This window comes from Pseudomonas japonica, from assembly GCF_013522925.1.
Taxonomy (GTDB): Bacteria; Pseudomonadota; Gammaproteobacteria; order Pseudomonadales; family Pseudomonadaceae; genus Aquipseudomonas; species Aquipseudomonas japonica_A.
On sequence record NZ_JAAMQU010000016.1, the window covers coordinates 61,943 to 82,758 of the forward strand.

20 protein-coding genes are annotated in these 20,816 nt (G+C 62.7%); 13 read left to right on the forward strand and 7 right to left on the reverse strand.

Going from position 1 to position 20,816, the window contains the following annotated elements; translation table 11 throughout:
• Positions 1 to 243: 243 nt before the first annotated feature.
• Positions 244 to 621, reverse strand: a complete 378-nt coding sequence (locus G7016_RS21915; protein WP_181117826.1) for a hypothetical protein — start codon at positions 619 to 621, stop codon at positions 244 to 246.
• Between the two features lie 199 nt (positions 622 to 820).
• On the opposite strand from G7016_RS21915, the gene G7016_RS21920 reads away from it, so the two are divergent.
• A complete protein-coding gene (locus tag G7016_RS21920; RefSeq protein WP_258195288.1) occupies positions 821 to 2,353 on the forward strand; it encodes an MFS transporter in 1,533 nt (510 codons plus the stop codon).
• A 75-nt stretch (positions 2,354 to 2,428) separates the two neighbouring features.
• Complete coding sequence (locus tag G7016_RS21925; RefSeq protein WP_181117827.1) at positions 2,429 to 3,796, forward strand: MFS transporter; 1,368 nt, start codon at positions 2,429 to 2,431, stop codon at positions 3,794 to 3,796.
• Here G7016_RS21925 and G7016_RS21930 read toward each other — a convergent pair.
• Positions 3,785 to 4,507, reverse strand: a complete 723-nt coding sequence (locus G7016_RS21930; protein WP_181117828.1) for a CerR family C-terminal domain-containing protein — start codon at positions 4,505 to 4,507, stop codon at positions 3,785 to 3,787. The two genes, G7016_RS21925 and G7016_RS21930, sit on opposite strands and share 12 nt — an antisense overlap.
• A 100-nt stretch (positions 4,508 to 4,607) precedes the next feature.
• Here G7016_RS21930 and G7016_RS21935 point away from each other — a divergent pair, with 100 nt between their 5' ends.
• The 4 genes from G7016_RS21935 to G7016_RS21950 all read left to right on the forward strand — a co-directional run bounded on the left by G7016_RS21935 (position 4,608) and on the right by G7016_RS21950 (position 9,338).
• Positions 4,608 to 5,741 carry an HlyD family secretion protein gene (locus G7016_RS21935; RefSeq protein ID WP_181117829.1) on the forward strand — a complete coding sequence of 378 codons (1,134 nt, stop codon included), beginning with the start codon at positions 4,608 to 4,610 and terminating at the stop codon, positions 5,739 to 5,741.
• Positions 5,734 to 7,296, forward strand: coding sequence for a DHA2 family efflux MFS transporter permease subunit (locus tag G7016_RS21940; protein WP_181117830.1), 1,563 nt, complete (start codon positions 5,734 to 5,736; stop codon positions 7,294 to 7,296). The genes G7016_RS21935 and G7016_RS21940 overlap by 8 nt, the downstream gene beginning before the upstream one ends.
• Positions 7,293 to 8,705, forward strand: a complete 1,413-nt coding sequence (locus G7016_RS21945) for an efflux transporter outer membrane subunit (protein WP_181117831.1) — start codon at positions 7,293 to 7,295, stop codon at positions 8,703 to 8,705. Before G7016_RS21940 ends, G7016_RS21945 begins: the two co-directional genes overlap by 4 nt.
• Positions 8,706 to 8,822: 117 nt before the next feature.
• Positions 8,823 to 9,338, forward strand: coding sequence for a CinA family protein (locus G7016_RS21950; RefSeq protein ID WP_375139712.1), 516 nt, complete (start codon positions 8,823 to 8,825; stop codon positions 9,336 to 9,338).
• 60 nt (positions 9,339 to 9,398) lie between these two features.
• On the opposite strand, the gene G7016_RS21955 is transcribed toward G7016_RS21950, so the two are convergent.
• Positions 9,399 to 10,283 carry a manganese catalase family protein gene (locus G7016_RS21955; RefSeq protein WP_181117833.1) on the reverse strand — a complete coding sequence of 295 codons (885 nt, stop codon included), beginning with the start codon at positions 10,281 to 10,283 and terminating at the stop codon, positions 9,399 to 9,401.
• A 379-nt stretch (positions 10,284 to 10,662) separates the two neighbouring features.
• Positions 10,663 to 11,331: a polysaccharide lyase family 7 protein gene (locus G7016_RS21960; RefSeq protein WP_181117834.1), complete on the reverse strand. Its 669-nt coding sequence runs from the start codon at positions 11,329 to 11,331 to the stop codon at positions 10,663 to 10,665.
• 629 nt (positions 11,332 to 11,960) lie between these two features.
• Between G7016_RS21960 and G7016_RS21965 the strand changes: the two genes are divergently transcribed.
• Positions 11,961 to 12,635 carry a polysaccharide lyase family 7 protein gene (locus tag G7016_RS21965; RefSeq protein WP_181117835.1) on the forward strand — a complete coding sequence of 225 codons (675 nt, stop codon included), beginning with the start codon at positions 11,961 to 11,963 and terminating at the stop codon, positions 12,633 to 12,635.
• Between the two features lie 164 nt (positions 12,636 to 12,799).
• Positions 12,800 to 14,461 carry a malate dehydrogenase (quinone) gene (gene mqo, locus G7016_RS21970; protein ID WP_181117836.1) on the forward strand — a complete coding sequence of 554 codons (1,662 nt, stop codon included), beginning with the start codon at positions 12,800 to 12,802 and terminating at the stop codon, positions 14,459 to 14,461.
• Positions 14,462 to 14,518: 57 nt separating this feature from the next.
• On the opposite strand, the gene G7016_RS21975 is transcribed toward mqo, so the two are convergent.
• A complete protein-coding gene (locus G7016_RS21975) occupies positions 14,519 to 15,106 on the reverse strand; it encodes a flavin reductase family protein (RefSeq protein ID WP_181117837.1) in 588 nt (195 codons plus the stop codon).
• A 198-nt stretch (positions 15,107 to 15,304) separates the two neighbouring features.
• On the opposite strand from G7016_RS21975, the gene G7016_RS21980 reads away from it, so the two are divergent.
• Together G7016_RS21980 and G7016_RS21985 are read left to right on the forward strand one after the other, a co-directional pair.
• Positions 15,305 to 15,529 (forward strand): DUF2188 domain-containing protein, encoded by a 225-nt coding sequence (locus tag G7016_RS21980; RefSeq protein ID WP_181117838.1) that lies wholly within the window; start codon positions 15,305 to 15,307, stop codon positions 15,527 to 15,529.
• 119 nt (positions 15,530 to 15,648) lie between these two features.
• On the forward strand, positions 15,649 to 16,158 hold the full coding sequence (locus G7016_RS21985) for a ferritin-like domain-containing protein (RefSeq protein WP_181117839.1): 510 nt from the start codon (positions 15,649 to 15,651) through the stop codon (positions 16,156 to 16,158).
• Between the two features lie 25 nt (positions 16,159 to 16,183).
• Here G7016_RS21985 and G7016_RS21990 read toward each other — a convergent pair whose 3' ends face one another.
• On the reverse strand, positions 16,184 to 16,411 hold the full coding sequence (locus G7016_RS21990) for a hypothetical protein (RefSeq protein ID WP_181117840.1): 228 nt from the start codon (positions 16,409 to 16,411) through the stop codon (positions 16,184 to 16,186).
• A gap of 184 nt (positions 16,412 to 16,595) precedes the next feature.
• On the opposite strand from G7016_RS21990, the gene G7016_RS21995 reads away from it, so the two are divergent.
• A complete protein-coding gene (locus G7016_RS21995) occupies positions 16,596 to 17,528 on the forward strand; it encodes a 5'-nucleotidase (protein WP_181117841.1) in 933 nt (310 codons plus the stop codon).
• Positions 17,529 to 17,537: 9 nt separating this feature from the next.
• Here G7016_RS21995 and G7016_RS22000 read toward each other — a convergent pair whose 3' ends face one another.
• Entirely contained in the window at positions 17,538 to 17,987 is a 450-nt protein-coding gene (locus G7016_RS22000) for a hypothetical protein (RefSeq protein ID WP_181117842.1), read from the reverse strand.
• 304 nt (positions 17,988 to 18,291) lie between these two features.
• Between G7016_RS22000 and G7016_RS22005 the strand changes: the two genes are divergently transcribed.
• Positions 18,292 to 19,695, forward strand: a complete 1,404-nt coding sequence (locus G7016_RS22005) for an alginate export family protein (RefSeq protein WP_181117843.1) — start codon at positions 18,292 to 18,294, stop codon at positions 19,693 to 19,695.
• Positions 19,696 to 19,710: 15 nt separating this feature from the next.
• Positions 19,711 to 20,816: 3-(3-hydroxy-phenyl)propionate transporter MhpT (mhpT, locus tag G7016_RS22010; RefSeq protein WP_181117844.1), on the forward strand; the 1,106-nt coding region annotated here is incomplete at its 3' end.

A 20,816-nucleotide genomic window follows, 5' to 3' on the forward strand; every position in this document is an offset into this window, starting at 1 on the left:
ACCCATAAAGGAGCGACGTGGGTAATCTTCATGCGTGCCTCCGACGTAGCATCCAGGGGGGCGTCAGAAGCAAGGTAGGCCGTAATCCGGGACAACGCTGCGCGGCGGTTGCTGCTGGAACGTTCAGGGTGGACTGCGCTCTGCCGCCTATCGTTCAGCGTGCCCGGATCAGCGGTGTCCACCGGCTACGGGCGTGATGAAGAAAATCTGCGCCCAGCCAGTCGGCCCTTGCAGCGGGGCGGTTCAGGTATCCGATCCGGGCTCGGCCGTGGCCCGCTCCGCGCGGCGCGCCCTGCGCTGACGGGGGCTGGGAAGGCGTGGCTGGTCTGCACCGGGGTCGTCGGCGCCTTGGGTGTCCCATTCCGAGCCCTCGGGCAAAGGGGCAGGGCGAGGCGCTGCGGGGTCGGTCTTGCCGAGGCGCCGGCGGCGGAGATCGCCGAACAACACCATGCTGGCGGCGACCGCTGCGATCACTACCAGCACAACCACACCGCCACCTACCTTGTAGCCACGATGATGCGGCCGTGGGCCGTCGTGACTGTCACCCTCGCCGCCCACGGCAGGCCCGGCCGAAATGCCCAGGGCCAGTACAAGGAACGCACATCGGGTTAACGCCTTCATGTCCATAAAAAAACCGCTGATTCCATAGGCTGGCTGATGCTATCCAGCCACTATGCTACCCCGCCGTGTGACAGTTGTCTGGGCCTACGGACGAAGCGCGTAAATAAGGAGAAAACAAGGAGATTGGTTCCCGACCCTTGCCTGCACCGGCCACCCTCGGCTAAATGGACGGCCGCGCGTTATCGTCACAGGAGTTCTCTTGGCCCGTTCTACCGTTACAGAAGCTCAAACCACCGTGGCGCCGGCCGCTGATACCCGCAGCCGTCCCTCGGCGGCGCTCATCGTGTCGCTGCTGCTGGCCATGGTGCTCGGCGCCCTGGACCAGAGCATCCTGGCCACGGCGCTGCCGGCCATTGCCAGCGATCTGCACGGGATCGAAAGCCTGAGCTGGGTGGTCACGGTGTTCATGCTCACCTCCACCATCAGTGCGCCGTTGTACGGCAAGCTGTCGGACCTGTACGGCCAGCGGCCACTGTTCATGCTCAGTATCGGCGTGTTCGTGGCGGCGTCGGTGCTGTGCGGGATGTGTTCGAGCATGGGTCAGTTGATCGCTGCGCGTGGCCTGCAGGGGCTAGGGGCAGGGGGGCTGATGACCTTGTCGCAGATCGTGATCGGGCGTTCGGTCAAGCCCAGCGAGCGTGGACGCTACCAAGGTGTGTTCTCCGCTGCCTTCGCCATCAGCAGTGCCCTGGGGCCGCTGCTTGGTGGGTTCATCACCTCCAACCTGAACTGGCGCTGGGTGTTTTTCATCAACCTGCCGCTGGGCGCGCTGGCCATGGCAGGGCTGTTCCGTAACCTTCCCGCGTTGCAGCGTCAGGCCCAGGTGAGTGTGGATTATGCCGGGGCGGTGGTACTCGGCGTTGCCACGTCGGCGTTGCTGTTGCTGACCCACGCGTACTCGTTTTCCGCCGAGGGCGGCGTGGCCATCCCGCTGGGCCTGGGCGTGCTGGCACTGGCTGGGTTCGCCCTGCTGTACCGGGTAGAGCGCGCCGCCACCGCGCCTATCATCGACCCGGCACTGTTTGCCAATCGTCGCTTTACTGTGGCGATCTGCGCCATGGCCGCCATGGCCTTCGCCATGATGGGTTCGTTAGTGTTCATGCCGCTGTATTACCAGGCGGTGCTGCATCAAACCCCTACAGAGTCAGGGTTCATGACCCTGCCGCAGGTGGTGATGATGGTCATCAGCTCCTTTGTGGGCGGGGCTATTTCTACACGCCGGCAGAATTTCGTGAACCTGCTGTTGGTAGGCGTGGCGCTCGAATGCCTGGGGCTGTGCCTGCTGTTGGCCTTTACCCGCGCCGGCATGAGCGCGCCGTGGTTCTTCCTCACCATGGGCGTACTCGGCCTGGGCATGGGCGTAGGCATGCCCAACGCCACGGTGCTGGTGCAGAACGCGGTTGCACCGTCGGTGATGGGCGCGGCAACCGCGGCGTTGACGTTCTGCCGTTCGCTGGGCGCTGCGGTAGGGGTGGCCACTGCCGGCGGCATCATGAGCTACATCCTGGCGCGCGGCGCGGCGGGGTTGCCGATATCGCTGTCGAGCGTGCAGTTGGGCGATGCGCAAGCCTTGACCGCAGTGCCTGCCGATCAGTTGGAGCAGGTAACCGAGCTGTACCGCAGTGCAATCAACGCCAGCCTGTTCGCCGGTGCAATCGTGATGGGCATCGCCGTGCTGCTGGTGGCCTACCTGGCTTGCCGCGATCGTGGTGTGGCGCGGCAAACGGCTTGAGCAGGGATTCATCGTGGGTTGGCGACAATTTGCTAACCTAGCGCCCGTATGTCCGACAAAGGATTGCCCGCCACGATGCCAGCCCCTGATGGTTTACCCCGCAACAAGCTGATCCCCGCCGTTATCGCCGTATGCCTCGCGGTAGGCATGGCGACGCTGGACACTGCCATCATCAACACTGCCCTGCCTACCGTTGCCGGTGGGATCGGCGCCACGCCCGCCTCGGTAATCTGGGTAGTGAACGCCTATCAGTTCGCCATGGTGGCGACGCTGCTGCCGTTTGCCTCGCTCGGTGAAGTGCTGGGGCCGCGGCGGGTGTACCTGGGCGGCTTGCTGGTATTCGTGGTGGCCTCGCTGTTCTGCGGGCTGGCGTGGTCGCTGCCCAGCCTGGCGATCGCCCGGGTGGTTCAAGGGCTGGGCGCAGCGGCGTTGATGAGCGTGAACGCCGTGCTGCTGCGGCATATCTACCCATTCGCCCGGTTGGGCCGGGGGATGGGCATCAACTCTCTGGTGGTGGGGCTGGCGTTTACCCTCGGGCCGACGTTGGCATCGGCAATTCTGTCGTTTGCCAGCTGGCATTGGTTGTTTCTGATCAACGTGCCCCTCGGGCTGCTCGCCATGTGGATGGCCAGCCGCAACCTGCCCCTGATCGAGCCCGCCAGCCATCCCTATGATCGTACCGCTGCGGTGTTGTGCTCGGGTTTGTTCGGTTTCACGGTGCTGGCGCTCAGCTCGGGGGTACAGGGCGGGCACGGGCTGATGATCGGCGCCGAACTGGCCGTCGCCCTGATCTGCGGTGTGTTGCTCGGGCGGCGCCAGGCCGGCCATCCGGCGCCCATGCTGGCGGTGGACCTGTACCGCCTGCCGGTGTTCGCGCTGTCGTCGCTCACCGCGGTGTGCGCGTTCTGTACCCAAGGGCTGGCGTTCGTGGCGCTGCCGTTTCTGTTGCAGGAGCAGTTGGGCCACAGCCAGGTGGCCACGGGTTACCTGATTACTCCATGGCCGGCTGTGGTGGCAGTCATGGCGTTGATTGCCGGGCGTTTGTCGGACCGCATTGCGCCAGGCCTGCTGGGCGGCCTCGGGTTGCTGGTACTGAGCCTGGGCATGGGCGCGCTGGCCTTGCTCGAGCCTGGCGCGAGCGCGCTGGACATTGGCTGGCGAATGGCCGTTTGCGGTGCCGGATTCGGCTTCTTCCAGTCGCCCAACCTCAAGGCCCTGATGACCAGCGCACCGGTGTCGCGCAGCAGTGGGGCGAGCGGGGTAGTGGCGTCGTCGCGGCTGGTGGGGCAAACCCTGGGGGCTGCCCTGGTCGCTTTATGCTTCCACCTGTTCAGCAGCGCCGGTGCCCAGCTGTGCCTGTGGCTGGGCTGTGGTTTCGCGCTTGTGGGCGCCGTGGCCAGCGGTGCCAGGTTGTATGCCGTACCCGGCGGTTCACGCGCCTGACGCGGGGGGGCGGGCGTTCCGCTCGGCCACCAGTCCGCGCAGGATCAGCCGCGTTTGAGTGAACAGCAGATCGCGCACCTGCAGCATCCGGGCGTGGTTGATTTCGTCCCAGCCCATTGCGCTCAGCACTTGCAGGCGCATCACCCGAAACACCATGCCCTGGCTGATGATCGAGAACGAGTGCAGTACGGTTCGCTCGTCGTCCACGGCATAGCCCGACAACCGCGCGATGATTTGCCGGCTAAGGCCACCGATACGCTGGTTGAAACTTTCGTCCAGCATCCGGAACGCCGCCGGTGGCCCTTGACCTGCCTGCTCGCGCGCCATGAACAACCGCCATTGCGCGGCGTGCGGGGTGTCCTGGATGAAGGACACAAACCCCCCCAGCATGCCGAGCAGCGCGTCGATCAGTTGTTCGTCTTCCACCCGTGGATCGCCCAGCGCGGCGCTGGCTGCGGTAACCGCCTCGCCTAGCTGTTCCTTCATGCGGTCCAGGATGAAGCCCATGCAGGCGAGGTACAGGCCTTCCTTGTTGTCGAAGTAATACTGCAATGCCGGGGCATTGACCCCGGCTTCGCTGGCGATTTCGCGGGTGGAAGCGCCTTCGTAGCCCCGTTCGCCGAATACACGCACTGCCGCGTGAATCAGCCGGGCGCGGGTTTCCTCGCCCCGTTGATAGCCGCCCTCGGCGGCAGGTTTATGTCGTGCCATGGCATCCGGCCTATGCAAAGGTATCGGCGCAAAATATATCAATTGACAAAAATTTGCCCAGCCTTGATTTTATTCCGACTGGAATATTTTGGAGTCATGCATGTCTGCCGAGCAGTCATTGGGCGCGCAACACCGCCTTGCGCCCACAAGCCCCGCGCCTGGTAACGCACGCACGTCCCGGGGCAAGCGCGTACTGCGGGTGCTTGCGCTGATCGCGTTGTTGGCAGCCGCGGGGTGGGCCGGTTACTGGTGGCTGGAGGGGCGTTTCTTTGAAAGCACTGATGACGCCTACCTGCAGGCGGACAGCCTGACCGTTGCGCCGAAAATCAGCGGCTATGTGGCCGAGGTGTTGGTCAAGGACAACCAGGCAGTGCATGCCGGCGATGTTGTCGCGCGGCTGGACGCCCGTAAATACCAGGCCGCGCAGGACGAACGCGAGGCGACCGTGGCCTCCCGCGAGGCGGATGTGGCCAGCGCGCAGGCCCAGCTTGCGCAGCAGCAGGCGAGCGTGGGTGAAAGCCAGGCCCAGTTGGCTGGCGCCCAGGCCGACCTCAAGCATGCCCGTGCGCAGGTGGCCCGGTATGCGCCGCTCACACGTTCCGGCGCTGAAACCGAAGAACACCTGGCTGACCTCAATAACGAACTGGCCCGCGCGCTGACCACCGTGGCGGCCCGGGAAGCGGCCCTGCGCTCGGCACAAGCCCGGGTGGGCACGTTGCAGGCGCAGCTCAAGCAAGCCCGCGCCCAGTTGGCGGTGGCCCAGGCAAGCGGAGAGCAGAGCGGCCTGGACCTGGCGGACGTTGAGTTGCGCAGCCCGGTGGACGGTCGCGTGGCCGACCGCGCGGTGCGGGTGGGGCAGTTCGCTCAACCGGGCACCCGCCTGATGACCATCGTGCCGCTACAAGCGATTTACCTCACGGCCAATTTCAAGGAAACGCAGATCGGCCACATGCGCCCGGGCCAGGCCGTCACGGTGAAAGTGGATGCGCTACCTGGCCAGCCCTTGCACGGCCATGTGGACAGCCTGGCCCCGGGCACCGGCGCGCAGTTCGCGCTGCTACCGCCCTCCAATGCCACGGGCAACTTCACCAAGATCGTGCAGCGGGTGCCGGTTCGCATTCAGCTGGACATCCCGGACAGCCTGAAAGATGTGCTGGTGCCGGGGTTGTCCGCCACGGTCGACGTGGACCTGCGCAGCGGTGCCCAAAGCGGTTCGGACGGGCGCCATGGCTGAGGCGCCCACCCCGGCGGCCAACGCGTCGCTTACCGACTGGATCGCCGTGATTGCCGGCTCGCTCGGCGCCCTGCTGGCCACGCTGGATATCTCCATTACCAACTCGGCGCTGCCGCAGATCCAGGGCCAGATTGGCGCCACCGGCACCGAAGGCACCTGGATCTCCACCGGCTACCTGATGTCCGAGATCGTGATGATTCCGCTCGCGGCGTGGCTCACCCGGGTATTCGGGCTGCGCCGCTTCCTGATTGCCACGGCGGCGCTGTTCAGCCTGTTTTCCATGTATTGCGGGCTGTCGAGCAGCCTCACCATGATGATCATCGGCCGCATCGGCCAGGGCTTCGTTGGCGGGGCAATGATCCCTACCGCGCAAACCATCATCCGCACGCGTTTGCCGGCGCACCAACTGCCTATCGGCACCACGCTGTTTGGTCTCACCGTGTTGCTGGGGCCACTGCTGGGCCCGGTGATCGGAGGATGGCTGACCGAGAATATCGACTGGCGCTGGTGCTTCTTCCTCAACCTGCCCATCAGTGTCGCGCTGATTGCGCTGCTGTGGACCGGGCTGGCACCGGAAAAGGCCGATGCGCGGCAGTTCTTCGAAGCCGATTGGCGCGGTATTGCAGGGCTGGCGCTGGGGCTGAGCTCGCTCACCGTGGTGCTGGAGGAAGGGCAGCGTGAGCGTTGGTTCGATTCGGGTCTGATCTGTTCACTCACGGTGTGCACCTTGGTGGGTTTCGCCCTGGTAGCCTGGGGGCAATTGAGCGCCAGCCGTCCGATCCTGCGCTTGCAGCTGCTGGCCAATCGCAGCTTTGGCAGTGTGCTGTTCATCGGCACCGTGATCGGGGCCGGGCTGTACGGTACCGCGTACCTGGTGCCGCAGTTCCTCGCCACCCTGTCGGGCTATAACGCCGAGCAGGCCGGCGGCATCATGTTGCTGTCGGGCTTACCGGCCTTTCTGTTGATGCCCTTGCTGCCGCGCATGCTTAAAGTCCTGGACCTGCGGCTGCTGGTGGGGGCGGGCTTGTTGATCTACTGCGCCAGTTGCCTGTGCGACGTTTACCTCACGGCCGAAAGCGTAGGGCATGACTTTTACGCCTCCCAGCTGCTGCGAGGCTTTGCGCAGATTTTGGTAATGATGCCGCTGAGCCAGTTATCCATGGGCAGCGTGGCGCCCCGGGATGCCGGTGACGCCGCCGGGCTGTACAACATGGCGCGCAACCTGGGCGGGACTATCGGGCTTGCCCTGATCGGTGTGCTGGTGGACCGCCGCAACCATTTTCACGACGCAGCCATTCGCGAATCGGTCAGCGCTAATAGCCCGTTGGCGCAGGACCAGTTGGCAGCCCATGCCGCCGGTTTCCTCGCGCAGGGAGGGGACCCTGCCTTCGCCCAACTGCAGGCGCTGGGACAGTTCGCCAATGACATTGCCCGCCAGGCATCGGTCATGACGTTCAATGATGCGTTCCTGTTGCTGGGGTTGGTGATGCTCGCCTGTGCGCCGTTGGCTTTCATTCTCAAGGGGCGCCCGGCGCCCGTGGTGGTTCGTTCATGATTCGACGGCTGGTTTTACCCTTGGTGCTGATTGCCTCGGGCGGTTGTACCGTGGGCCCGGATTACCAGGGGCCACCTTTGCTGGCTGACAGCACGTTGGCCGCGGCGCGCTTGCCGCATGCACCGTCGGCCGTGGAGAGCGCGCCGACAACTGCCCGCTGGTGGGAAGGGCTGGGCGACCGGCAGCTCGATGGGCTGGTTGAAACCGCCCTTCGGCGAAGCCCGGACGTAGCCTCAGCCGAGGCGCGCCTGCGGCAGAGCCGGGCAGGGTTACGCGGGGAACAGGCCAGCGGCCGGCCGAAGGTAAGCGCGGGCGCCACAATGCTGCGTATGCGATCGCCCGACACCAGCGCCTTGGGTACCGGCGACGGGCGTGGGCCGCTGAGCCTGTACCTGGCCAACTTCGATGCCAGCTGGGAAGTGGACCTGTTCGGCGGCACACGCCGCGCCGTCGAAGCGGCCAGCGCCAGTTCCCAAGCCAGCGAGGCACAGCTGGCTGACGTACAGGTAAGCCTGGCAGCGGATGTCGTGCAGGCCTATGTGGACCTGCGGGACCGACAAACCCGCCTGGCCTTGGTCGAGGCGTCCAGCACCAGCGAAGACCAGGCTTTGGAGCTTACCCGCCAGCGCCGTGAGCGCGGTGTGGCGTCGCAATTGCAGCTGGAGCAAGTGCTCACTCAGGCGGACACCACGCGCGCGCAACGCCTTCCGCTACAGGCCGACATCATCGAAGCCCTTGACCGCTTGGCTGCCCTCAGCGGCCTGGAACCAGGAGAACTGGACGCGCAACTGGGTGCCGCGCGGCCTTTGCCCCAAGTGCCGGCCAGCGTGCCTCAGGCCGACCCCGCTGCCCTGCTCAAGTCGCGGCCGGACGTACGTGAGGCGGAACGGCAGTTGGCATCACGCCAGGCACAGATCGGCGAGAAAACCGCCGACTGGTTTCCCAAGCTAAGCCTGTACGGCAGCCTGGGGTTCAGCGCGGGGGACCCCTCGCACCTGGCACGCTCGGATAATGCCACCTGGCTTGCAGTGCCACGGCTGACCTGGAACGCGCTGGATTTTGGCCGGGTAGCAGCTTCAGTAAATGCTGCCGAGGCGGGACGCGACGAAGCCCTGGGGCACTATCGTGGCGTTGTGCTGGAGGCGTTGCGCGATGCTGATACCGCACTGGCTCGTTACGGTCACCAGCGGCAGAACGTGGTGCTGCTGCGAGACATCGAAGCATCGGCCACGCGCGCCGCGACCTTGACCGGCGAGCGCTACCACGCGGGCACCGCCAGCACGCTGGACTGGCTGGACGCTGAACGTACGCGCTATCAGGCCGAGCAGAACCGTGTGGCCGGCGATGCCCAGTTACTCAAGGATTTCACCGCCCTGCATAAGGCGCTGGGGCTGGGCTGGACGCTGTAGCGGCGCGGCATGTGAACTCCGGCACTAAGTTGAAACACCGCGCGCGGCGGATGATCCAAGGGTGATCGGGCGCGGCAATCAAGCAGCCGTAGCCCTTCACAGGGGGAACCTATGGAGATGCCTGAAGCAGTATTCGAAGACCTCGAAGCCACTGTGACCTACTTGCTGGACCATAAGCTCTACCTGGCCACTGCCGAGTCTTGTACGGCCGGGTTGATCGCTGCGGCGCTGGGCTCGGTTCCTGGTGGTGGCAAGGTAATGGAAAGCGGTTACGTGGTGTATTCGCCTACCGCCAAGCACCGTTTGCTGGGCGTGTCGGCACAAACCATTGATCGGTTCGGGCTTACCAGTGAGGAAGTAAGCCGGGAGATGGCATTGGGCGCGCTGCGCGACAGCGAGGCCAATGTGGCGGTGGCCACTACCGGCGTGGCTGGCCCGGACCCTATGGACGATATACCGCCTGGCACTGTGTGCTTTGCCTGGGCATTCGGGGTGGGTGGCAAGGCCGCGTTGTTTTCCCGCACCGAACGGTTCTCAGGCGACCGCCAAGAGGTGATTCGCCAGGCCGCTTGCCATGCATTGGCTGCGCTCAAAGGCTTCCACCAACGTGCCCAGGCCGGCGAAACGGATTAGCGAGGGGGAGGGCAGGCAAACGAAAGCCGCCCGAAGGCGGCTTTCTTCACACGCTACCACTTACTTCTTGAGCGCGCCCAGCTTGCCCAGATCAGCCCCGGTCATCGGGTCTGCATCAGGGTTGGAAGCGGTACGCAGCTTCATGGCTTCTACCACTTCCAGATCTTGCGGGGGCAGGTCTACAGTTGCCAGGCCATCGCCGCCGTCTACGGCCGGGGTGGCTTCGCGTACTTCCCAGGTATCCACCGCATTCTCGCCAGTGTTCCAAGGGCCTTTCATGTCGTCGCCTTGCGACATGTTGAAGTACACCGATGCAAACTCAGGCTTGGGTGGCAGCTTGCCTTGAGGGAAGTTAGGTTGAATGGCGTGCAGCGCCTTCTCGAACGACATCTGGTGAGCCACTTCACGAGTCATCAGGAAGCCCAGCGCATCGCGGATGCCCGGATCATCTGTCACATTGATCAGCCGCTCATACACAATCTTGGCCCGTGCTTCAGCGGCGATGTTGGAACGCAGGTCGGCGGTAGGTTCGCCGATGGTGTCCACATAGGCTGCGGTCCAGGGCACACCGCCCGAGTTGATCAGCGCGGCGCCACCGCCATACAACAGGCTGGTGATATGAGAGTCGTTACCCGCCCCGGTGAGCGAGCGATAAAGTTCACCCTCTTCCTGTACACCTTCGGCCAACTGGCCGCGCGCACCTTTGTTCAACATCACAATGATGGAACCAATGATTTCAAGGTGGCTAAGTTCTTCGGTGGCAATGTCGTACAGCATATCTTTACGACCTGGATCTTCCTCGGTCACTGCCTGGGTGAAATAACGCATGGCAGCCGCAAGTTCCCCTTGGGCGCCCCCGAATTGTTCGAGCATCAAATTGGCCAGGCCTGGGTTAGGCGCGGCAACACGTACGGTATACTGCAGACGCTTGTTATGTATGAACATACTTTCGTCCTCGGTTCGTCACGGGTTTGAAAAAGGTTCAATTACAGGTCGTTGCCTGGTTCCCCTTCTGTGGCATCGCGCAGCTCATGGCTGCTTGTGCCGTACTCCAGGCTTCGCTTCAGCAGGCCAACTACTTACCTAATCTTTAGCGTCCCAGTGTTTGTAACTTTCTTTCATAACCAAATCGTCAATCTCTTGGTTACATGGATATAGGGAGCTATCGAGGGCGATGGTTCATTTAAAAAACCTATCGTGGCGATGCAAGTGCTCAATGAAATGGGACGAACGCAGGCAGCGCGGGGGTCTACAGCTTTTTGCAGGCAAAAAAAAGCCTGTCCGAAGACAGGCCAAAGTAGTGTTGCGTTGAATTCGAGGAGCATCAGCCTTTGGGGTTGTGCTCGATGGCCAGCTTATAGAAGGTAGCGGCGCCGCCTTCGGTGGCATAGCCAGTGTTGTCCTGGGTGTACACGCCAGCCTTGAAGTACAAATCCTGCGAAGCCCAGCTGGTGGCAACCTTGGTACCCCATTGGAAGCCTGCTGCATTGACCGTCAGGCTCCCCGTAGGCGTCAGGTGAATGGTGTAGGTGAAGCGCTGGTTCATCGGCACCTTTTCGGCTACGGTGATCACTGCTGGTTCCGAGTCCGGGGTAGCGCGGAACTTGGCAACGACGTTCCCCAGGCGGCTTGCGTCTTTCCATTGGTATTCAAGCTTGAGCATCGGCTCGGTGCTGCCGTTGCAGTGAATCTGTCCGATCACGATCTTGCCCGTGGAAGGCACCTGGTTCACCGCCACGGCGGCGCGCAGCATATTGTCCGCAGCGGTGTATTTCCAGTTGTTCAGGCTACCGTTAGCCTTGGTTTCGCGCAGTTCGGTACGCGGATACTTGGCGCTTTTGGTCGTGGTGCCGGTTACCGGGGCCCAGAAGAACAGGGTATCGCCCGATTTGAAGAAGCCGTCGGTGTAGCCGCTAGCCAATTTGGGGGTGTCGATGGTGATGGCCGGGCTGCCAACGGGGATGCTCAGGTTCCAAGTGTCCAGTGCGATCATGAAACAACTCCAATACGTAACAAGGGGCCGGTAAGCACGCTGCTCACCATCTGGTTACTTGTTGTTTCGGCAATGGTCGCCAAGGCTAAAGGGCCCGTATTCAAGGGGTTTCGCCAGATTTTCGGCTTAACCCCGTCACTGATAGCCTTATGCCTTCAATCCGCAAGGCAATAGCACTATGCCATCTATCAGTCTTTTCAAGGGTTTGCGCTGGATCCTTGGCGTCTATAAATTGGCGCTCGCGTTGATTTAACCGTCGTCATCCAGAATTTATTAATTCAGGAGCCGACGAGCGGTCATAAAATTATCCGGTTTTGCTGCAACTCACCGCTTCGTTAACGGTCCCGCGTAGGCGGTTGTGGTCAAAATGCCATCAATACTGGCCAAATAGCATAAACCGCCAACGTTCAGTTTAGCCGACGAACGGTCAAGCGCTGAAAGCGCCCGCACTTATTGGGCTGCAATGACTTGGCGGTTTTCAGGCGCCAATCGCAAGGCGTGCCATCATTAACAATTTTGATTCATCTATATATAAAGCGGCCGCCCCGCTTAGCGCCAGGATGGTGCTAGGTTTTATCCGCACTCGGCACACCGACGTGTGATGTGCCGAATCACTGGTAACGCCTGACATGATCGATCTCTCCACCTGGAACCTCAGCATCCCCGTGGGCTCACCCGCCAAAACCATCGAAACCCCTGCACTGGTGAAAGGGTACAAGGACAAGTATTTCCGCAAGGACGGCAGCAAGCTCTATTTCTGGGCGCCAGTGACCGGGGCTACTACCGCAAGCGCCAAATACCCTCGCAGTGAGCTGCGCGAAACCTACGCTGACGGCTCCCTGCGCAACTGGAAATACACCGAAGCGGATAATTACCTGCGCGCCAAGCTCTCCGTGAACAAGGTGCCGTCCAGCGGCAAAATCGTTATCGGGCAGATCCACCAGTACAACAGCAACGACCCGCTGCTCAAGGTCGAGTATCAGTACATGGATGACGATCGGCTGGGCAATATCGTGGCCAAGCTGCGCAAGACACCTAGCCAGGATGACCCCACGGTAATCACGATCGCCAAGAAGGTGCCGTTGAACGAAGCCTTCTCTTACGTGATCACCCTGACCAAGGGCGGCAAGCTGAGCGTGGTTGCCGCCAACTACGGCTGGAACACCGAGCTGAGTTCCAAATGGAAGGAAAAGCCGCTGTACTTCAAGGCCGGGGTGTACACCCAGGATAACTCTGGCTACAGCAAGGAAGGCGGCCGGGTCACCTTCGAGAACCTGTCGGTTTCCCATAAGCACAAAAGCTGACCCACGCGCCGGCCCGCCGGCAAATGAAAGGCTGGTGAAAGCTTCGTGAAAGCCTTTGCCTTTAGCCTTGCGCGCGCTGGCGGCCGGCCAGCCGATTACAGGCATCCCTGTCGATCGGGAAGCCCTGCGCGCGCGGTGCAGGCCTCATTATCGTGGAAGTGAATATGTTGAAGAAAGCAAGCGGGGCGGTGCTGGCCCTGGCCGTTTCGATCGCCAGTGGTTCCGCCCTCGCGGCCGAGGCAAAGCGGGTAGATGTGCTGCTGATCGGTGGCGGCATCATGAGTTCCACTCTCGGCATCTGGCTCAACGAGCTGGAACCGGGCTGGACCATGGAAATGGTCGAACGCCTTGATGGCGTGGCTGAAGAAAGCTCAAACGGCTGGAACAACGCCGGTACCGGCCACTCCGCGCTGGCAGAGCTGAACTACACCCCGGAAGACAAGAACGGCCACGTCGAGATCGCCAAGGCGGTGGAGATCAACGAAGCCTTCCAGATCTCCCGCCAGTTCTGGTCGTGGCAGGTGCGTAACGATGTGCTGAAGAACCCGCGCTCGTTCATCAACTCCACGCCGCACATGAGCTTCGTATGGGGCGACGACAACATCGCTTTCCTGAAAAAGCGCTACGAAGCGTTGAAAGCGAGCCCGCTGTTCGCCGGCATGCAGTATTCCGAAGACGCCGCCCAGATCAAACAGTGGGTGCCACTGATGATGGAAGGCCGCGATCCGAAGCAGAAGATCGCCGCCACCTGGTCGCCAATCGGTACCGACGTGAATTTCGGCGAGATCACTCGCCAGTTCGTTGGCCACTTGCAGGCTCAGCCGGGCTTTTCGCTCAAGCTGTCCAGCGAAGTGGAAACCATCAAGCGTAACGACGATGGCAGCTGGCACGTCGAGTACAAGAACCTGAAAGACGGCACCGTCAGCGAAACCGACGCGCGCTTCGTGTTCATCGGCGCCGGCGGCGGCGCGCTGCACCTGCTGCAAAAGTCGGGTATCCCTGAAGCCAAGGAATACGCAGGCTTCCCGGTAGGCGGCTCGTTCCTGGTCACCGACAACCCTGGCGTTGCCGAGCAGCACCTGGCCAAGGCCTATGGCAAGGCTTCTGTCGGCGCGCCCCCGATGTCGGTGCCACACCTGGACACCCGCGTGCTGGATAGCAAGCGCGTGATCCTGTTCGGGCCATTCGCAACCTTCTCCACCAAGTTCCTGAAGAATGGCTCGTACCTGGATCTGCTCACCAGCACTACACCACACAACGTATGGCCAATGACCAAGGTGGGCATCGAGCAGTACCCGCTGGTGGAGTACCTTGCTGGCCAGCTGATGCTCTCGGACGAGGACCGCTTCAACGCGCTGCGTGAATACTTCCCGAACGCCAAAAAGGAAGACTGGCGCCTGTGGCAAGCCGGCCAGCGCGTACAGATCATCAAGCGGGACGAAGAGAAGGGCGGCGTGCTCAAGTTGGGTACCGAGGTTGTAAGCTCCGCCGATGGCAGCATCGCCGGCCTGCTGGGCGCATCGCCAGGTGCCTCGACCGCCGCGCCGATCATGCTCACCGTGCTGGAGAAGGTGTTCAAGGACAAGGTTGCTACGCCTGCCTGGCAGGAAAAGCTTCACCAGATCGTGCCCAGCTATGGCACCCACTTGAACGACAGCCCTCAGCGCGTGGCCGAGGAATGGGCCTACACGGCCAAGACCTTGCAACTGGCGACCCCGCCGGCCATTGAGCAAGCGACCGCCGCAGCACCGGCTGCCGCAGCACCGGCCGGCAGCGCTCCAGCAGCTCCAGCCGCCGCAGCGCCGGCTGCAGACATCGCGCTGTGACGCACTATCCGGCGGGGCTGCATCCCTGATGCCTCCGCCGGGCCTTTCATTCCCCGTTCACGCCTCGCCGGCGTGGCGGGCGACTATCGACTCCCCAATCGCGTAAAACTGCCCGCCTGCCACGTAGTGAAGGCTGCGCAGCGCAGGGTCAGCTTCTTCGAACTTCCAATGCCCGTCGCGGAATACCCGGCTGTCTGCCCAGGCGCCTGTCACCTGCGCAATGAACAGGTCATAGGTGATTTGGTTATGTGGCTCCGGTATCAGTGTGCAAGCCAACCAGGCGCAGCAGCCCTTCACGAATGGCTGGTCATGCCCCTCGAACGCCTGCACGGTCACACCACACCGGTCGAGCTTGGAAGGGTCATCGTTCAGCGACCGGTTACCCACGTCATGGGTAAGCTGGGCCTGCGCAGCGGTCGGTACCTGTATCACAAAGCTTCCCGCCTGCTCTACGAGGCTGCGCGTGCGCGTGCTTTTGTCCAGTACCACCGTGAGCTTGGGCGGGTCGAAATCCAGCGCGCATGCCCAGGCCGCAGCCATCACATCGTCTACCCCGTCATGCCGGGCAGACACCAGCACGGTTGGCCCATGGTTGAGCAACCGATAGGCCTTTTCCAGCGGCACAGGGGCAATGTAATCGTTCATTCATAGTCCTCGGGCTGTTTCCAAGCAGGGGTGTGACTACTTTCCAAACAGTTCGATCCGCCAGCCAGCCCCCTGAGGCAGCCAGCCGTGTGGGAGCCCTGTTCATCAACGGGACCAAATTCGTTCGAACTGCCGCTTGTTTGGCGCCTCTACACAGTCAAGGCCTGGATAACCGCAGGCGCTTATCAGGAGAGCGACATGGATAACTATCACGTCACTAAAGCCGGCGACCATTGGGAACTGAAAAAAGAAGGTGCCGCCCGAGCTTCCCGCACCGCGCCCACCAAGGACGCCCTGATGGAAGAGGCCGCCACGTTCCTGGAAGGCAAGACCGCCTCGCTCAAGATCCACAAGGGCGACGGCACCATTCAGGAAGAGCGCACCTACCCGCGTAGCGCTGACCCGCGGCGCAGCAAGGGCTGATCACCGCCGGTCTGGCAATCGTCAACCCAACGAAGCCGGGCCGACAGCACCGGGGTCTGCTCTTGTAGCCCTTATCAGTGGGCATTGACCCGACTCAAGCCAACCTGGAGGACATCAACATGGCATCGGTACAAGACAACTTGCTCGATTGGCTCAAAGACGCGCACGCCATGGAGCAGCAAGCGGAAAAAATGCTCACCGCGCAGGCTGAGCGCCTGGAGCATTACCCGGACCTCAAGCAACGTATTCAGCAGCACATCGAAGAAACGCGCTGGCAGCAGGGAATCGTCGATGGCGCGATCAAACGCCTGGGCGGTAGCCCGTCGACGCTCAAGGACATCGGCGGCAAGCTGATGGCGTTCGGTCAGGCAATGGCTGGCATGACCATGCCCGACGAAGTGATCAAGGGTTCGATGAGCGGGTATGTATTCGAAAATCTCGAGATCGCGACGTATACCGTGATCATTGCCGCTGCCAAGGCTGCTGGCGATAACGTAACGGCTACGGAGTGCGAGAAAATCCTGGAGCAGGAAAAAGCCATGGCGCAGTGGATTCTGGAGCACTTGGCGCCGACCACCCAGCAATTCCTCGGGCGGTCGGAACACCCGGACCTCGAAGCCAAGCGCTAAAGGACGCGGGGAGCTGGTGCCGGCATTACATGGCCGCGCGCACAGCCTTGCACTGGGCGCAGCCGCACCGCTTGCTGGTGCGGCTGCGGAAATAGAACGATGCGGCTTCTGCGGCGTTCACCGATTCCTGTTCGGCAGCCGCCTGTTCAGGTTCGCTGGGGCGAGCGAGCCGGGCCATCACGCCATCGCTCAACAGGTTCATCAAGCTCTTGTGCGCCTGGGTGTAAGAACCTACGAAATTGTTGTGTTCCATTGCGCGCCCTCCGGCGTATCTGCAAACCCCCGCGGCAGCCTGACAGGCCACCCCTCACGCTGGGCTCGTTAACGCTATCGGCTTGCTCTGTGCGCGCTTGAATGCCGCCGATCAAAGCGTGTGATTGAGATATGCTCTGGGCGCGAGCCAGCCCGCAAATACGTTTCACTGCCAGTAGAGGCCTATGCCGTATCCCATCGAGAAAAAGCTGGTCATCGGCGTTGCCTCCAGCGCGTTGTTCGACCTGTCCGAGTCCCATCAGGTGTACTTGAGCGAGGGCGTGGAAGCCTATCGGCTGCACCAGCAGCGCAATGTGGACGAGCCGTTCGCAAAGGGCGTGGCCTTTCCTTTCATCCGGAGGTTTTTGAGTATCAACCGCTGGTTCGCGGCCGAGTCGCCGGTAGAGGTGGTGTTGTTGTCGCGCAATTCACCGGAAACCGGGGTGCGGGTATTCCGTTCCATTCGCCACTATGGCCTGGACATCAGCCGCGCCGCCTTCATGACCGGCCGCTCGCCCCACGAATACATTCCTGCGTTCAATGCGTCGCTGTTTCTCAGCGCGAATGAAGGCGACGTGCAGCGGGCGATCGACGCCGACTATCCTGCCGGGGTTGTCTTGCCCTCGAAGGTATTCGATGACGAAATCGACACCGAGCTGCGTGTGGCTTTTGACTTCGATGGGGTGATTGCCGACGACGAGGCCGAGACCGTGTTCAAGCGCAACCTGGACGTCGCAGAATTTCAGACCTACGAAACCGAGAAGCGCGCCATTGCCCATCAGCCCGGGCCCCTGGCTGACCTTTTTCGCAAGCTGGCGTTCTTGCAGCAGCTTGAAGAACAGCGTTTGAACGAGGATCCGGCCTACCGCAAAATCCTGCGTATCGCGATCGTGACGGCGCGAAATGCTCCTTCCCATGAGCGCGTGGTTACCACCTTGAACAGCTGGGGCGTGTCGCCGGATGAGTCGTTCTTTCTAGGCGGCATGGAAAAGTCGCGCGTGCTGTCGGTGCTCAAACCCCACATGTTTTTTGATGACCAGCGCAGCCATCTGGCGTCGGCCGCCGGGAATATCCCCATGGTGCATGTGCCGTTCGGCATTGCCAACAAGCCAGGGTAACCTTGTGGATCAGCCGCAGTGGGCGTGGCGGGCAGTGTTGGCGTTGGCCGCGGGAGTGTGGAGCAGCGCACGCAACCAATCCCGCACGTCGGCGATGGAGCCCGGCGAACGGTCAGGGCCGAACAGCTCGCGGGCCAGCGGTTCGCTCAAGCCGAAGTACGCGCACACGGCCTCCCAGCCCTTTGCCAGCCGCGCATGGGCCCGCGCCGTACCGGCGATGCGAGTGCACGGTTCCAACCCGTCAAGGTAGAGGCCCTCGAACCGGGCATCCAGGCAGGCAAAACCAATAGCGCAGGCAGCATGGCCCAGCGGGTCGTCCATGGACGTGACCCATACATCTGGCAAAAAGGACGGCCGCCGGTGGCTTGAGCCGGCGTAGCCCTTGCGGCTTACCTGCCAACGGCCCGAGGCAAGTTCCTCGAGCATCTCCAGCATCAGCGCCAACCGTTCGATGTGCACCCTTATCCTCCTTCAGCGTGGTAGCGCCGAGACTTCATAGACGGGCTTCCGACCGGGCCTTCCTTGAGCCGGTTCCGTTTCTGCCCTCGCTGCAACCCGCTTTCCAGACAGTTGGGCTGTTTCGCTGCCCACTTTGTGACACGCATCACAGCGAAGCGGCCGTCAAGCGGCCATCAAGCTAGCAGTGCGGTAATCGCCCGCCTTCAAGCTGATGGAAGCAAGGCCGCGCTTGACGGCGATAAAGTTAATAAATATAACCGTTAACTGTCTTATCCAAATTCATAAAAACAACAAAGGATTCGCCATGGCGCCTTTATCCCTCGCGCGAGCGCTGTCGGCTGCGCTGTGCCTGCTCGGTTGTGCCCAACCGCTGCTGGCCGCTGACAACCCCTTGGAACAGTCACGGCCCTCGCGGCCGGGAGCGCCTCGCTGGAGCGAGGACTACCGGTTTCTTGATCACGAGGCCAAACGTACCGACCCCTTCGACCGCTTTCGCTACGTGCGCCTCAGCGACAGCGCATGGGCTCAGTTCGGCGCCGAATTGCGCTACCGCGCCGATGCGCTCGACAAACCGTTTTTTGGCTTGCGTGGCGTGAACGATGACAGCTACTTCATGCAGCGGCTGCAGGCGCATGCCGACCTTCACCTGCTCGATGACGCCGTACGGGCCTTTGTGCAGCTGCAGAACACGCGGGTGTTCGGCAAGGATTTGTACTCCCCTTCGGACGAAGGCCGTAACGAGGTGAGCCAGGCGTTTATCGACCTCAACACCCAATTGGGCGCGAGCCGGCTGACCACGCGGGTAGGGCGGCAGGAAATGGCCTACGGCAGTCAGGTACTGGTGACGTATCGCGATACCCCGAACGTGCGCCAGACCTTCGATGGCCTGCGGTTGAGCCTGGCCCTTGCGCCGGGCCGCAAGCTCGATGCCTTTGCGGTACGCCCGGTCGCGGTCGATGCCGCGGACAGCTTCGACGACGGCAGCGATAACGCTGTGAAGTTTTACGGGTTGTACGCCACCTCACCTGTCGCCGGGCCGCTGAACGCCGACCTGTACGCCTTCGGCCTGGAAACGCGTGAGCGCACGCTCACTGCCGTAACCGGCAGCGAAAAACGCTACAGCGTGGGTACGCGACTGTTCGGCCAGGCTGATGGGTTCGACTGGAGCACCGACCTGGTAGGCCAGTTCGGCCATCTGGGGGGCGCATCGATTCGCGCCTGGGCGGTGTCCTCGGACACCGGCTACACCTTTGACGGGCCGTTGCGGCCACGGTTGGGTTTGCGCGTAGACGCGGCCAGCGGGGATGACGCCGCGGGTGATGGCCGCGTGGGCACCTTCGATCCGCTGTACCCGCGCAACGGCGTGTACGGCGAAGCCAGCCTTACCACCTTGGCCAACATCGTGATTGTGGGCCCCACCTTTGCGTTTTCACCGCACCCTCGCTTGCGGCTGGAGCCGGGCGTATTCGCAGTATGGAAAGAAAATCCACACGACGGCGTGTACATGCCCGGCATGAGCATGTTGCCGGGCACCCGCGACAGCGGCCGCCACCTGGGCACCATCTACCGCGCCAACCTGCGCTGGCTGGCAAGCGCGAACACCACCTTCGACCTGGACTGCAAATATTACGACGTGGGCTCGGCCATCACTGATGCCGGCGGCGAAGACGCCTCGTTCGTAGCCCTGCGCGGCACCTTCCGATTCTAGAACCAGGAGTTCGTCATGACCGCCATGCCTCGTTCCACGTTGACCATCACGTTGTGTTTCGTAACCGCCCTGCTTGAAGGTTTTGACCTCCAGGCCACGGGTATCGCCGCACCGCACCTGGCCAAGGCGTTCGAGCTTACCCCTGCCATGCTCGGTTGGGTGTTCAGCGCCGGGTTGCTGGGTTTGCTGCCGGGCGCTTTCGTGGGCGGCTGGCTGGCCGATCGCATTGGGCGCAAGCGGGTGCTGGTAGGCGCTGTGCTGCTGTTTGGCGCGTTCTCGCTCGGTACGGCCTATGCGTGGGATTTTCACAGCCTGTTGCTGGCCCGGCTGATGACCGGCCTCGGCCTGGGCGCGGCGCTGCCGATCCTGATCGCCCTGGCCTCGGAGGCGGTTGACCCCCGCTGGCGCAGCACCGCGGTAAGCCTTACCTATTGCGGCGTGCCTTTGGGCGGCGCCGTCGCTTCACTGATCGGCCTAAGCGGCGCCGGCGCCGATTGGCATGTGGTGTTTTATGCCGGTGGCGTCGCGCCCCTGCTGGTGGCGGCGGCACTGGGCGGGTGGCTGCCCGAATCACGCGCCTTCAACGCCCAGGCAGCGTTGCGCGTTGGCGTTGGTCACGGGCTGTTTGGCGAAAGCCGGGCTACCCGCACATTGCTGCTATGGCTGGCGTGCTTCTTCACCCTCACCGTGCTGTACATGCTGCTGAACTGGCTGCCCTCCCTGTTGATGGGCCAAGGGTTCAGCCGCCCGCAGGCGGGGGCAGTCCAGGTACTGTTCAACCTCGGCGGGGCTGCGGGCTCTTTCATCACCGGGCGCTTGATGGACAAGGGCCGGGCAAAGGGGGCAGTGGCGATGGCTTACATCGGCATGCTGGCAGCGCTGGCTGGCCTGGGGTTATTCAGCCAGTTCGGCTGGATGCTCGCGGCGGGTTGCCTGGCTGGCTACTGCGCCATCGGCGGGCAACTGGTGTTGTATGCACTGGCGCCCACGCTTTATCCCACTGCCTGCCGCGCCACAGGCGTAGGCGCTGCCGTTGCGGTCGGGCGGCTGGGCTCCATGGCCGGCCCATTGGCTGCCGGGCAGATACTCGCTGCCGGGGCAGGGGCTGGGGGCCTTTTGGG